This is a genomic window from Thermus composti (genome assembly GCF_014647535.1).
GTDB classification, from domain to species: Bacteria; Deinococcota; Deinococci; order Deinococcales; family Thermaceae; genus Thermus; species Thermus composti.
On sequence record NZ_BMPJ01000024.1, the window covers coordinates 1 to 11,793 of the forward strand.

Below are 11,793 nucleotides of genomic sequence, written 5' to 3' on the forward strand. Positions count from 1 at the left end.
ATGAAGTCACCCAAGAACTCTTGAAGCAGGCTAAGGGAGGGCGAGGAAGGAGTTTTGGGTAAAGCCCTGGTAGGAGAGCATGAAGACGTAGATGGGCCCGAGGAAGAACATGACGAAGGGGTTGCGGTAGAGGCGGTACTGGAGCCTTTCCCAGGGGGTGGCCTTCAGGTACTCCTCCAGGGTCATGGTGTAGATATCCCCCACGCCCCTTTTGTCTAAGTTGCCGCTTGTGGCGTGGTGGCGGGCGTGGGAGAGCTGCCAGTGGTGGTAGGGCACCAGGGTCAGGACCCCCGTGAAGAAGCCCAGGGTGTCGTTCATCCACTTCTTGGGGAAGAAGGAGCCGTGCCCGGCATCGTGCTGCAGGATGAAAAGCCGCACCAGGAAGAGGGCGGCCACAAGGTCCAAGGCCAGGGTGAGGAAGGGGGAGACCGCGAGGGCCAGGTGGGCCAGGTAGAAGAGGGCGAGAAGGGGAAGGAGGGTGGTGGCCACCTGGCGGAGGCTCCGCAGGGTGTTGGGCTTGGCGTAGGGCTTGATGAGGGGGATCCAGTCTTTGGGCGTTACGGGTTGGGCTTGTTTATCCATAAGCGACTCCCCTTTTTCAGGGTTAGCCCAACCCTACCCCGGGGCTTCCTGAGAAGGGTGAGACCCTACCGGGGCTTGAGGCGCTCCTCCGAGTCCAGGATGAGGGTCACGGGGCCGTCGTTCACCAGGTGGACCCGCATGTGGGCCCCGTAGACCCCGGTCTCCACGTGGACCCCCTGCTGGAGGAAGGCCTCGAGGGCCATCTCGTAAAGCCTTTTCCCCTGGTCCGGGGGGGCGGCCTGGAGGAAGGAGGGGCGGTTGCCCTTGCGGGTGTCGGCGTAGAGGGTGAACTGGCTCACCAAAAGCACCTCTCCTCCCACCTCCTTGAGGGAGAGGTTCATCTTGCCCTGATCGTCGGGGAAGACCCTTAGGTTCACGATTTTGCGGGCCAGGTAGAGGGCGTCCTCGAGGTTGTCCTTCTGGCCCACCCCCAGGAGGACCAGAAGCCCGAGCCCGATCCTTCCCACCACCTCCCCTTCCACCTCCACGAAGGCCTCGGAGACCCGTTGCACCACCGCCCGCATCCCTCACCCCTTAGGACCGGCGAAGACCGCCACCGTGCCGGGGCCGGTGTGCACGCTCACCGCCGCCCCCGCCGGGATCACCCCCAGGACCTCCACCCCTTCCGCTTTCAGGGCCTCGCCCAGGGCCTTGGCCCCTTCTGGGTTTTCCGCGTGGGCCAGGTAGACCTGGGCCCCTCCCGGGAAGTCCCGGCGGAAGAGGGCCGCCACCTTGCGTATCCCCTCGGTGAAGCCCCGGACCCGGGGCCCCGGGTGGACCCGGCCTTCCCGGACCTCGAGGACGGGCAGAACCCGGAGAAGCCCGCCCAAAAAGCTTTGTAGGCCCGAGATCCTTCCCGAGCGGTGCAGGTAGGTGAGGGTCTCGGGGAGGACGTAGCCCAAAACCCTTTCCCGGTAAGGGGCGAGGGCCTCTTCCAGGTGCTCCCAGGCCACCCCTTCCTTCAGGAGTTGCCGCGCCCTTTCCAGCACCAGGAGGAGGCCGCCGTTAAGGGACCAGGAGTCCAGGACCTTGACCCGCCCCCCGAAGGCCTGGGCCACGCTCTGGGCCGTGGCCACCGTGCCCGAGAGGAAGCCGGAGACGTGCACCGAGACCACCCGCCGGTAGCGGGAAAGGAGCGCCTCGTAGAGGTGGCGTAGGTCCTGGGGGGAGACCTGGCTCGTGGAAAGCTTGGCCCCTTCCCGAAGGAGGCGGAGGACCTCTTGGGGGGAGATCTCCAGAAGGTCGCGGTAGCTTCGCTCCCCGTGGACCACCTGTTGGGGCACCAGGTGGATTTCCCGCCTGGCCGCCTCCTCCGGGGTAAGCCCCAAGGTGGAGTCGGCCACGAAGGCCACGCTAGAGGCTATAGGCGTAGAAGCCATAGGTGCCGGGTCCCGTGTGGCTGGCGATCACCGCCCCGAGCTCGCTCACCAGGGCCTCCTCCACGGGAAGCCCCGAGACCAAAACCATCTCCTTGAGCTCCCTCACCACCTCCTCTTCCCCGCTATAGAGGAAGTAGGCGCGGATTCCCTTCCGCCCCTCCCCCCAGGCCCGGAAGTCCTTGAGGATCTCCTCCCGGGCCTTCCTCTCTCCCCGGGCCCGGCCCGCCACCTCCACCCGGCCTCCTTTTAGGGTGAGGATGGGCTTGATGTTGAGGAGGGTGCCCAGAAGGGCCTGGGCCCCGCCGATGCGCCCGCCCCGCTTGAGGAACTCCAGGGTGGCCACGCTGAAGCGCACGAAGTGGTCCTGACGGATGCGCTGAAGCTCCCTTAGGACAGCAGGGAGGTCCTGGCCTTCCCTAAGGAGCTCGTGGGCCCTTAGGACCATCATGCCAATGCCCAAGGAGGCAGCCAGGGAGTCAAAGACAACGACCCGGCCGGAAAACTCGCTGGCGGCCAGTTCCGCCGACTGCACCGTGCCCGAGAGTTTGCTGGAGATGTGGATGGAAAGCACCTGGTCCGCCTCCTGGAGGGCTTCTCGGTAGACCTTGAGGAAGTCCTCGGGGGAGGGCTGGCTCGTGGTGGGGAAGGTGTTCTCCTCCCGCACCTTTCGGAAGATCTCCTTAGGGGAGATCTCCTCCCAGTCCCGGTAGACCCGCCCCCCCAGGTGGACGTAAAGGGGAACAACCCGCACCCCCAAGGCCTCCCTTAGGGGCTTGGGCAGGTCGGCGGTGGAATCGGTCACCAAGGCAACCTTCATGGAGCCTCCTTGTTGTCCGGGACAGGATACCACGGCAAGGCGTGTAGTGTAGCCGGGAAGTTGCCCGGAAGCGGCCTTTTTGCTAGCTTCAAGGGTATATGTGGCGGATCCTGGTCTCCGACGACATGCGGCTTGGGGACGTGAAGTACCCGGGGGTCCTTTTGGACTACCGCCCCGGCATCGGCCGGGAGGAGCTTTTGGAGATCATCCCCGCCTACGACGCCCTCATCACCCGAAGCCGCACCCAGGTGGACGCCGAGCTCTTAAAGCGGGGCAAGCGGCTTAAGGTGGTGGGCCGGGGCGGGGTCGGGGTGGACAACGTGGACCTGGAGACGGCAAGCCGCCTGGGGATCCTGGTGGTGAACGTCCCCGAAGCCAACACCCGCTCCGCCGCCGAGCTCGCCTTCGGCCTCCTCTTGGCCGCCGCCCGGGGGATCGCCCTTTCCGACCGGAAGATCCGGCAGGGGGAGTGGGACCGGAAGTTCTTGGGCCTGGAGCTTAAGGGGAAGACTTTGGGGATCGTGGGCCTCGGGCGGATCGGAAGCCAGGTGGCCCGCTTCGCCAAGGGCTTTGAGATGCGGGTTCTGGCCTACGACCCCTACATCCCCAAGGCCCGGGCGGAAAGCCTTGGGGTGGAGCTTTTGGAAAACCTCGAGGACCTCCTCCGGCAAAGCCACTTCCTCACCGTCCACACCCCCCTCACCGAGGAGACCCGGGGGATGATCGGCCGGAGGGAGCTCTACCTCCTGCCCCGGGGAGCGGTGGTGGTGAACGCCGCCCGGGGGGGGATCATAGACGAGAAGGCCCTTCTTGAGGTCTTGGAGGAGGGGCACCTCTTCGCCGCCGGCCTGGACGTCTTCGCCCAGGAGCCGCCCCCCAAGGACCACCCCCTCCTCCACCACCCCAAGGTGGTCCACACCGCCCACCTGGGGGCGAACACCTTTGAGGCCCAGGAAAGGGTGGGGGAGGCCATCCTGGAAAGGGTGGTTAAGACCCTGGAGGGAGACCTCTCCTACGCCCTCAACACCGGCTTTGACCCCGAGGCCCTGGAGGCCCTAAGGGGCTTCCTCCCCCTGGGGGAGGCCTTGGGGAAGCTCCTCGCCCAGATCACCCGGGGCAGGCCCGAGGCTTTGGAGGTGCGCTTCCTAGGCCAGTTTGAGAAGGACCCCGAGCCCATCGCCAGCGCCGTGGCCAAGGGCCTCCTCGCCAAGGTCCTGGGGGAAGGGGCGGTGAACCTGGTCTCGGCGAGGCCCCTCCTCAAGGACCGGGGGATCGGGCTCACCACCTTGCGCTCCGAGGAGGCGGGGGAGTACACCCGCCTCGTGGAGGCCAGGCTGATCACCGACCAGGAGACCCGCCGGGCCCGGGGGGTGGTGATCGGGGGGAAGCCCCGGCTGGTGGGCATAGACGACTACGCCCTGGAGGTGGTGCCCGAGGGGTACATGCTGGTCTGCGTCAACTACGACCGTCCCGGGGTGGTGGGCCAGGTGGGGACCCTCTTGGGGGAGGCCGGGGTGAACATCGCCGGGATGCAACTGGGCCGCGACGTCCCCGGGGGCCGGGCCCTCTTCGTCCTCACCGTGGACCAGAAGCCCTCTCCCGAGGTCCTCGAGGCCTTAAGGGCCCTTCCCGTCCTGGAGCGGGTGGACCTGGTGGAGCTTTAGGGGTTTTCCTCGGCGGGGTCTAGGCCGGAAGGGGAGGAGGGTGGTGCGTGGCCCAGGTTCCTCTTGGCCACCAGGACCATGACCGTGGTGGCGGCGAGCGGCTCCAGGCGGACCCTGTAGCCGTTGGCCCTCAGGGTCCAGACCATGGCGAGAGGCGGTGCGCTTGTTGCCGTCCACGAAGGGGTGGCCTTGGCAGAGGCGGTAGCCTAGGGCGGCCACTTTGCCGAAAAAGGTGGGGTAGGTCTCTTGTCCGTAGGCGCCCTCCCGGGGTGCATAGGCTGCGCTCTCTAAGGCACCCCTATCCCTAAGCCCGGGGCTGCCCCCGGTTTTTGCCGTATTTCTTGGTGGGCCTCTAGGATAGCGTTAAGCGTTCGTAGAGTTCTGTCTTGACAAAACTTTGTGAACGATGCTAGCCTGAGGCCGTGGACCCCGCCCTTGCCCGCTGGATAGAGGAGGCCGCCCGCCTTTTTGAGGCCGGGGGGATACCCCGCATGGCCGGGCGGGCCCTGGCCTTCCTCCTGGTGGCCGAGCCCCCCGAGCCCACGGCCAAGGAGATCGGGGAGGCTTTAGGGGTGAGCAAGGGGGCCTTGAGCCCGGCCCTGGGCTACCTGGTCCGCCTCCACCTGGTGGAGCGCTTCCGGCGGAGGGGGGAGCGGGCGGACCGGTACGCGGTGCGGCCCGGGGCCTGGCGCAAGCTTCTTCAAGAGGGGATCAAGGTCCTAGGCCGCTACCGGGAGCTTGCGGAGCGGGGCCTTTTTCTCACGGGGGAGAACCCGCGGCTTAAGGAGATGCGGGACTTCTACGCCTTCTTGGAGCGGGAACTCCCCGCCTTGCTCGCCAAGCTGGAGGGAGCATGACCCTTCTTTCCTTGGCCTGGCGGAACGTCCTAAGGCAAAGGCGGCGCACCGCCCTCCTCTCTTTGGTGGTGGTCTACGTCACCGTGGCGGTCCTCTTCATGCTGGGGTTCTTGGATGGCTACGGGGAAAGCCTGGTGGAGGCCTACGCCCGGTACGTGGAGGCCCCCGTGGTGGTGGCCAAGGAGGCCTGGTGGGAGGACCCGGACCCCACGAACGGCTTTACGGAGCCTCCTCCTTTGGGGGTGCCCTACACCCCGCGGCTTTCCCTCTACGTCCTCTTGCGCTCTCCCTACCGGGCGGAAGGGGGCGTGGCCTTGGGGGTGGACCCGGAAGGGGAAAGGCGCCTTTCCCGGGTGCCGGCCAAGGTGGCCGAGGGGCGCTGGCTTGAGGGGAGGGGCGAGGTGGTCTTGGGCTACCGCTTGGCGGAGCGCTTGGACGTGCGGGTGGGGGAGCGCCTCGTTTTGGAGACGGGCAAGGCGGCCCTGGGGCTAAGGGTGGTGGGCCTCCTTCGGGCGGGGGTTTCTAACGTGGACTTCGCCGGGGTTTACCTCCACCTGGAAGACGCAAGGTTTTTGGCGGGCACCGGGGTCTGGGCCACCCACCTGGCGGTGGAGGCCGGGCGGGGGAGGGAGGAGGCCACGGCCCGGGCCCTGAACGCCACCTTGCCCCCGGGGCTCAAGGCCAAGGGGGTCTGGGAGCTCATGGGGCCCATCCGGGCGGACTACGAGGGAAGCCGTCTCTTCTACCTCCCCCTTTTGGGCCTCTTCATGCTCCTCGCTGCCACCGCTGTGGTCAGCACCACCTACGTGAGCGTGCGGGAAAGGCTGCGGGAGTTCGCCGTGGCGGAAAGCCTGGGCCTCACCCCAGGGCGGCTTGCCGCCCAGGTGGCCCTGGAAGCCGCCTTGGCCAGCGGGGTGGGCCTGGTCTTGGGCCTCCTTTTGGGCTACGCCCTCCTCTACTACACCGCCACCCACGACGTTTTCGGGCCCCTTATGCGCCTTAGCGTGGAGCTCCTTCCCGAGTCTGGGCTTTCCGAACACCTCTACACCGCCTTGCGCCCTGTCTACGCCCTCTACGCTTCCTTGGTGGTGGCCCTTTCCGGCCTTTTGGCCCTCCTCTTCCCTGGGCGGCTGGTCCTTCGGCTGGAGCTTGCCCGCTACCTGAAGGGGGAATGACCATGAAGCGGACCCTGGCCTTCCTCATCCTGGCCCTTCTGGCCCTGGTCTTGGCGCAAAGCCCCTTGGACAAGCTCAAGGCGGCCCTGGACCGCTTGCGGGGGCCCGCCCACCAGGGGGTCTACGTCTTGACGGTGGAGCGCCCCGGGAGCACCAGGACCTATCGGATTAGGGTCTACACCGACGGAAAGCGGGCCCACTTCCGGGTGCTGGAGCCTAGAAGCGAGGCGGGGCAGGCCTTCTTGTCCTTGGGCCAGGACCTCTACCTCTACGATCCCCGCCTGGGCCGGACCCTGCGCCTGCCCCCCACGGGGCGCACCGAGCGCTTTTTGGGCTCGGACCTCACCTACCAGGACCTGATGGGCCGGGACCTGGAGGAGCTTTTCCAGGTGGAGGAGGCGCAAGGGGTCTTGGTCCTCACCCCGAAGCCCGGGGCGGCCACGCCCTACGGCCGGGTGGAGGTGTACCTGAAAGGGGATTTGATTGAACGGGTCCTCTACTACGACCAGCGGGGCCAGGCGGTGCGGGAACTCCGGCTTGGGGGTTACCAGCGCCTGGACGGGGCCTACCTGCCCCGAACCATGGAGCTAAAGGACCTCCTCAAGGAGGGGTACCGCACCCGGGTGGAGATCCAGGACGTCCGGGTGGGCCCGGTTCCTGAGCGGTGCTTCAGCCCCTTGGTCCTGGAAAGGGGGTGCTAGGTGCTCCGCTTGGCCTGGCGGAACCTCCTCCGCACCCCCGGGCGGAGCCTCACCACCGGTGGGGTGGTGGCCCTGGTGGTCTTCCTCTCCTTGGCCTTCCTTTCGGTCTACGCCGGGACCTTTGACGCCTTTTTCCAGCGCGTCTTGGACCGCACCGGGCACCTTGTGGTGCGGGTGGAGGGCTACGAGGCGAAGCAGGACCTGGAAAGCCTCACCTTCGTCCCCCCGTCCCTTTCCCTGCCGCAAGGGGCCCGGGTTGAGGGGGTTTTGGAAGGGGGCGGGCTCCTTGTGGCCGGGGAGCGGAGCCGGGCGGTGGTCTTCACCGGTCTCACCCCGGAAGGTTTGGCGAGGCAGCGGGGCTTGCTCAAGGAGGGGCGCCTGCCCGAGGCCTCGGGGGAGGCCCTCCTGGGCGAGGCTTTGGCCAAGGCCCTGAAGGTGCGCCTTGGAGACGAGGTGGTGGCCTACGCCCCGGGGGGCCTAGGGCTTGGGGTCTACGCCTTCCGGGTGGTGGGCCTTCTGGACCTGCCCGAAACCCACCTGGAGGCCCGCACGGTCCTCGTCCCTTTGGCGGATGCCCAGGCCCTTCTGGCCCCGGGGCGGGTGAGCCGGTTGGAGATCCGGCTTTCGGGGGTGGGGCTTTACGAGAAAGAACCCCTGGAGGCGCTTAAGGCGGACCTTCAGCCCCACCTTCCGGGCCTTCGCGTGGAAACCTGGTTGGAGGCCAATCCCGTGTACGCTGCCCTTTTGCCCCTGTACGACACGGTGATGGGGATCTACGTGGGGATCTTCTTCGTCCTGGGGGGGCTCGTTCTCCTCAACGCCCTCTACCTCTCCCTGGTGGAAAGGGTGCGGGAGTTCGGCCTCCTGGCCGCCTTGGGCCTCACCGGGGGGCGGCTTATGGCCTTGGTCTTCTGGGAGAGCCTCCTTTTGGTGGGGGTTTCCGCCTTGGTGGGGATGGGGGCGGGGTTGTTGCTCCATCTGGAGCTTGCCAACGGCTTCCGTTTTCCCTTCCCCGCTTGGATCTTGGAGCAGTACCGGGAGTTTGGCCTGCCGGAGGTCCTCTACGGGCGGCTTGGGATGAAGGAGGTGCTCCTCACCCTGGGCTACGCCGTGGGGGTGGCCCTCTTGGCGGCCTTGTGGCCGGGGTGGCTGGCCTCGAGGCTGGAGCCCGTGGAGGCCATGCGCTACGTGCCGTAGGAGGGGCTTATGGTCATCTTGGAAGCCAAAGGGGTGCGGAAGGTCTACCGGGGGGACGGGGTGGAGACGGAGGCCTTGAGGGGCGTGGACCTCAGGGTGGAGAAGGGCGAGTTCACCGCCCTGGTGGGGCCCTCGGGGAGCGGCAAGAGCACGCTTTTGCACCTTTTGGCGGGGCTGGACCTGCCCACGGAGGGGGAGGTGTACGTGGGAGGGGTGCGCCTGGACCGCCTTAGCCGCTCGCAACGGGCCCGGTTTCGCCTGGAGCGGATCGGCCTCGTCTTCCAGGCCTACAACCTCCTTCCCGTGCTCACCGCCTTGGAAAACGCCGCCTTTGTCCTGGAGCTTCGGGGGGTGCCCAAGGGGGAGCGGGAGCGCCGGGCCTTGGAGGCCCTGGCCGCCTTGGGCCTAAAGGACAAGGCCCACCGCTACCCCAGGCAGCTTTCCGGGGGGGAGCAGCAACGGGTGGCCGTGGCCCGGGCCTTGGCGGCCGAGCCCCTCGTGGTCTTGGCGGACGAGCCCACGGCCAACCTGGACTCCCGGACGGGCCTCGCCCTGATAGAGCGCATGAAGGCCCTGAACGAGGCCCAGGGGGTGACCTTCCTCTTCTCCACCCACGACCCCAGGCTTCTGGAACACGTGCGCCGCGTGGTGCGCCTCGAGGACGGCCGCATCGTGGGGGAGGAGGTGCGCTAGGTGCGCGCCTTAGGCCTTCTCCTCCTCTTCGTGCCCGCATGGGCCCAGGGGGTGGAGCTCGGGGTGTACGGGGTGGGGGCGAGCCCCACCTTCTTCCTGCGCCTTTTAGGGACCTTGCCCCTGGAAGGCGGGTCCTTGGCCTACGCCCTCGCCCCTTACTGGCAGGCCCGGTGGGGGCAGGGCGGGGTTTCCCTGGAGCGGCTCGTCCTGCGGGCGGAGGAGGGGGAGCTGGGCCTGGCTTTGGGGCGGCTTCCCTTCAGCCTGGGAGAGGGGCGGGTCTTCCCCTACACCTGGAACACCCCGGGGCCTGCGGGGGGAGAGGAGGGGGTGTGGGGAGGGACCCTCACCTGGTACGGCCCCTTCCGCCTGCGCCTGGGCTACGGCTGGGAGCGGGGTGGGGTTTTGGAGCTGGCCCTTCCCGAGGTTAGGGCCTGGCTGGAAAGCCAGGGGGGAGGCCTTGCGGGAAGCCTGGCCCTGGGGGAGGCGGTGGCCTACGGGGAGGCGAGGCTGAAGGCGGGCAAGGGGTACGGCCTCGTGGGGGTTTCCTGGGTCTTAGGGGAGGGGCTTTTCACCCTGGAGGGGACCTACCCCTGGGGCTTGGGCCTGGCCGCGAGCTGGCCCTTGGAGGAGCTGGCCCTTTTGGGAAGCCTCGGCTACCGGGAAGGGTGGTGGGGCAGCCTGGCCTTGGAGGGGGAAGGGTGGCGGGTGCACGGGGGGTACGGGGCGGGGGCCTGGGTCTGGGGGGTGAGTCTTAAAGGAGAGTTTTAGCACGAGCCGTTTTCATCGTGAAAAATGGCACATAAACGCCCCAAAAAGCCCACCCAAGGAGGCTAAGCGCCCGCCCTTTACGCTTTCCCCACCGAGCCCCTGCCCTAGGCCCTGCCCATGCCTGGTACCTAGCGGCGTCGGCCGAAACCGTAGACCAGCTCGTCCCCCTTGCGCACCACCAGGAGGAGGGCCGGGCGGCCCAGGCTATCCTTGAGGACGTACTTGGTGCGCACCTCCCCCTCCACCACCTTCTCCTCCTGGCTTTCCACCAGGTACCCGGCGGCGGCGAAGGCGGTGAGGACCTGCTGGATAAAGGCGGCGTGGAGCCGGGCGGCCACGCCCTTGACGGCGAAGGCCTCCAGGGCGTACCCCTTGGCCTCGGGGAAGCGGAGGAGAAGGGGCTCGGGGCTACGGGCCTTGTAGGAGCCCGAGGGCAGGCGCACCGCCGGGTCCAGGCCCGAGCTCAAAGCCGCCACCGCCGTGGCCTCCACCAGGGTCTGGGCCCACCCCGAGCCCGTCAAGGCCAGAAGGGCCAGAAGGACCTTGAGCTTTCCCATGGAGGCCATCTTACCCCGGGGGCTAGCCCAGAAGGAGCTCCCGGGCCCTCAGGGCCAGGTGGACCCGGGCCAGGACCTCGGGCTGGGAAAGGGGGCCGATGACCGCCTCTATCCGCTTCAGGCGGTAGCGGAGGGTGTTGGGGTGGACGTGGAGCCTTTCCGCCGCTTCCTCCACCCTTCCTGCGGCCATGTAGGCCTCGAGGGTCTTTAAAAGCTTGGGCGAAAGGGGCAGGTAGCGCTCCACCAGGGCCTTCAGGTCCTCGGGGGACTGCTGCAGGAGGACGAAGGCCACGGGGTCAAGGCCCGCGAAGGAGAGGGCCTCCCCGGGCCGGGCGGCCTTGAGGGCGATGAGGGCCTCCCGGTAGGCCTCCTGGACCTCGCCCCCCGTGTGCACCGCCGAGTAGCCCAGGCGGCTTCCCGGGGGAAGGGCCTTGAGGAGGGCTTCCGCCTCTTTCCTCGGGCTATGCACCTGCCATATGGCCACCACCCGGTTGCCGCGGCCCGCGAGGAGGTAGGGAACCCCGAGGCGGTCCAGGTAGGCCCCGGCCCGGCGGCGGAGCTCCAGGGTGGCTTCCCGCCGCCTTTCCTCCGCCAGGCGGTGGCGGCCCGGCACCTCGGGGGGCTCCACCAGGGCCAAGACCCACTCCACCCCCTCGGCGAAGCCGAAGGCGAAGAGCCGCCCGGGGTCCGCCTCCCCCAGGATCAGGGCCTCTAGGAGCGCTCCCCCTAGGGACTCCTCCCGCATCCTCTCCAGGCTCTTTTCCAAGGAGCGCACCTTGAGGAGGCGGGCGGCCACCTCCAGAAGCCCCCGGGCCCGTCTCAAGGCCTCCTCCGTTCCGTAGGCCACCAAGAGCCCTTCCCCCGCCTCCAGGGCCCAGTACCCCTCGCCAAGCCCCGCCTCCTTGGGGTGGTGGGCGGGGACGGCCCCGGCGAAGCCCAAGACCTCCCCCCAAGGGGCGAGGTGGGCCAGAGGAAGCCCCGTGGCCTGGTGGAGGACCTCCAATAGGGGCTTTTCCGGGAGCCTCAGGAGGAGGTCCAGCACCCCCGCCAGGGCGAGGCCGGGCCCCAGGGTGAAGAGGCGGAGGGCGAGGGCCTCCTCCAGGGCCTCCCGCTTAAGCCAAGGGGGGTAGAGGGCGAGGCCCAGGCCCTCCTTCCGGGCGAAGGCCTCCACCTCGAGGTCCGGCTCGGGGAGGAGGAAGCCCGAGGCGGTGCGGTAGCGGTAGAGCCCCCCCTCGGGCCGGAAGAGGAGGAGGGCCCCTTCCAGGAAGGAGAGGGGCCTGGGGGTGGGCACCAGGTAGAGGACGGGGCGCTCCGAGGGCACCAGGGCCGTGAGGCCCAGATCCTCGGCCAGCTGGGTGAAGGTATTGGCATTTTCCATAAAAGTTCCTCCTCTTTTCGTTTCT

The 11,793-nt window shown here is 68.0% G+C and carries 13 protein-coding genes and 2 pseudogenes; 7 read left to right on the forward strand and 8 right to left on the reverse strand.

Features of this window, described 5'->3' with window-relative positions:
* Positions 1-66: 66 nt before the first annotated feature.
* The 4 genes and pseudogenes from IEX93_RS09080 to IEX93_RS09095 form a co-directional block, all read right to left on the reverse strand.
* Positions 67-582 (reverse strand): annotated as a pseudogene (locus tag IEX93_RS09080) (fatty acid desaturase); the annotation flags it as partial.
* A gap of 65 nt (positions 583-647) precedes the next feature.
* Positions 648-1,106 carry a D-aminoacyl-tRNA deacylase gene (gene dtd / locus IEX93_RS09085; RefSeq protein ID WP_188847894.1) on the reverse strand — a complete coding sequence of 153 codons (459 nt, stop codon included), beginning with the start codon at positions 1,104-1,106 and terminating at the stop codon, positions 648-650.
* A 3-nt stretch (positions 1,107-1,109) separates the two neighbouring features.
* On the reverse strand, positions 1,110-1,934 hold the full coding sequence (locus IEX93_RS09090) for a DegV family protein (protein WP_229906145.1): 825 nt from the start codon (positions 1,932-1,934) through the stop codon (positions 1,110-1,112).
* Position 1,935: 1 nt separating this feature from the next.
* The gene (locus tag IEX93_RS09095) at positions 1,936-2,778 is read right to left on the reverse strand and encodes a DegV family protein (protein ID WP_188847896.1); all 843 of its coding nucleotides are present in this window, start codon (positions 2,776-2,778) and stop codon (positions 1,936-1,938) included.
* 98 nt (positions 2,779-2,876) lie between these two features.
* Between IEX93_RS09095 and serA the strand changes: the two genes are divergently transcribed.
* Positions 2,877-4,442 carry a phosphoglycerate dehydrogenase gene (gene serA, locus IEX93_RS09100; RefSeq protein ID WP_188847897.1) on the forward strand — a complete coding sequence of 522 codons (1,566 nt, stop codon included), beginning with the start codon at positions 2,877-2,879 and terminating at the stop codon, positions 4,440-4,442.
* On the opposite strand, the gene IEX93_RS11605 is transcribed toward serA, so the two are convergent.
* On the reverse strand, positions 4,439-4,588 hold the full coding sequence (locus IEX93_RS11605; protein WP_229906146.1) for a hypothetical protein: 150 nt from the start codon (positions 4,586-4,588) through the stop codon (positions 4,439-4,441). The two genes, serA and IEX93_RS11605, sit on opposite strands and share 4 nt — an antisense overlap.
* 67 nt (positions 4,589-4,655) lie before the next feature.
* Positions 4,656-4,709, reverse strand: a pseudogene (locus IEX93_RS11870) (hypothetical protein); the annotation flags it as partial.
* A 155-nt stretch (positions 4,710-4,864) separates the two neighbouring features.
* Between IEX93_RS11870 and IEX93_RS09110 the strand changes: the two are divergent.
* The 6 genes from IEX93_RS09110 to IEX93_RS09135 are packed head-to-tail and all read left to right on the forward strand — an operon-like array spanning position 4,865 to position 9,833.
* On the forward strand, positions 4,865-5,299 hold the full coding sequence (locus tag IEX93_RS09110; protein ID WP_188847898.1) for a GbsR/MarR family transcriptional regulator: 435 nt from the start codon (positions 4,865-4,867) through the stop codon (positions 5,297-5,299).
* Complete coding sequence (locus IEX93_RS09115; RefSeq protein WP_188847899.1) at positions 5,296-6,474, forward strand: ABC transporter permease; 1,179 nt, start codon at positions 5,296-5,298, stop codon at positions 6,472-6,474. Before IEX93_RS09110 ends, IEX93_RS09115 begins: the two co-directional genes overlap by 4 nt.
* Before the next feature lie 2 nt (positions 6,475-6,476).
* Entirely contained in the window at positions 6,477-7,175 is a 699-nt protein-coding gene (locus IEX93_RS09120) for an outer membrane lipoprotein-sorting protein (protein WP_188847900.1), read from the forward strand.
* On the forward strand, positions 7,176-8,372 hold the full coding sequence (locus tag IEX93_RS09125) for an ABC transporter permease (RefSeq protein ID WP_188847901.1): 1,197 nt from the start codon (positions 7,176-7,178) through the stop codon (positions 8,370-8,372).
* 9 nt (positions 8,373-8,381) lie between these two features.
* Positions 8,382-9,065, forward strand: coding sequence for an ABC transporter ATP-binding protein (locus IEX93_RS09130; protein ID WP_188847902.1), 684 nt, complete (start codon positions 8,382-8,384; stop codon positions 9,063-9,065).
* Positions 9,066-9,833: a hypothetical protein gene (locus IEX93_RS09135; RefSeq protein ID WP_188847903.1), complete on the forward strand. Its 768-nt coding sequence runs from the start codon at positions 9,066-9,068 to the stop codon at positions 9,831-9,833.
* A 128-nt stretch (positions 9,834-9,961) separates the two neighbouring features.
* Here the strand turns inward: IEX93_RS09135 and IEX93_RS11610 are convergent, their stop codons facing one another.
* Both IEX93_RS11610 and IEX93_RS09145 read right to left on the reverse strand, forming a co-directional pair.
* The gene (locus IEX93_RS11610; RefSeq protein ID WP_229906147.1) at positions 9,962-10,390 is read right to left on the reverse strand and encodes a hypothetical protein; all 429 of its coding nucleotides are present in this window, start codon (positions 10,388-10,390) and stop codon (positions 9,962-9,964) included.
* Positions 10,391-10,412: 22 nt separating this feature from the next.
* Positions 10,413-11,768, reverse strand: a complete 1,356-nt coding sequence (locus tag IEX93_RS09145; RefSeq protein ID WP_188847904.1) for a PucR family transcriptional regulator — start codon at positions 11,766-11,768, stop codon at positions 10,413-10,415.
* Positions 11,769-11,793 lie beyond the last annotated feature (25 nt).

Bases quoted from the DNA above. Each gene is read 5' to 3' on its own strand.
- IEX93_RS11610 (WP_229906147.1), bottom strand. From the start codon at position 10,390: ATGGGAAAGCTCAAGGTCCTTCTGGCCCTTCTGGCCTTGACGGGCTCG.
- serA (WP_188847897.1), top strand. From the start codon at position 2,877: ATGTGGCGGATCCTGGTCTCCGACGACATGCGGCTTGGGGACGTGAAG.
- IEX93_RS09120 (WP_188847900.1), top strand. From the start codon at position 6,477: ATGAAGCGGACCCTGGCCTTCCTCATCCTGGCCCTTCTGGCCCTGGTC.
- IEX93_RS09115 (WP_188847899.1), top strand. From the start codon at position 5,296: ATGACCCTTCTTTCCTTGGCCTGGCGGAACGTCCTAAGGCAAAGGCGG.
- IEX93_RS09145 (WP_188847904.1), bottom strand. From the start codon at position 11,768: ATGGAAAATGCCAATACCTTCACCCAGCTGGCCGAGGATCTGGGCCTC.
- IEX93_RS09095 (WP_188847896.1), bottom strand. From the start codon at position 2,778: ATGAAGGTTGCCTTGGTGACCGATTCCACCGCCGACCTGCCCAAGCCC.
- dtd (WP_188847894.1), bottom strand. From the start codon at position 1,106: ATGCGGGCGGTGGTGCAACGGGTCTCCGAGGCCTTCGTGGAGGTGGAA.
- IEX93_RS11605 (WP_229906146.1), bottom strand. From the start codon at position 4,588: ATGGTCTGGACCCTGAGGGCCAACGGCTACAGGGTCCGCCTGGAGCCG.
- IEX93_RS09130 (WP_188847902.1), top strand. From the start codon at position 8,382: ATGGTCATCTTGGAAGCCAAAGGGGTGCGGAAGGTCTACCGGGGGGAC.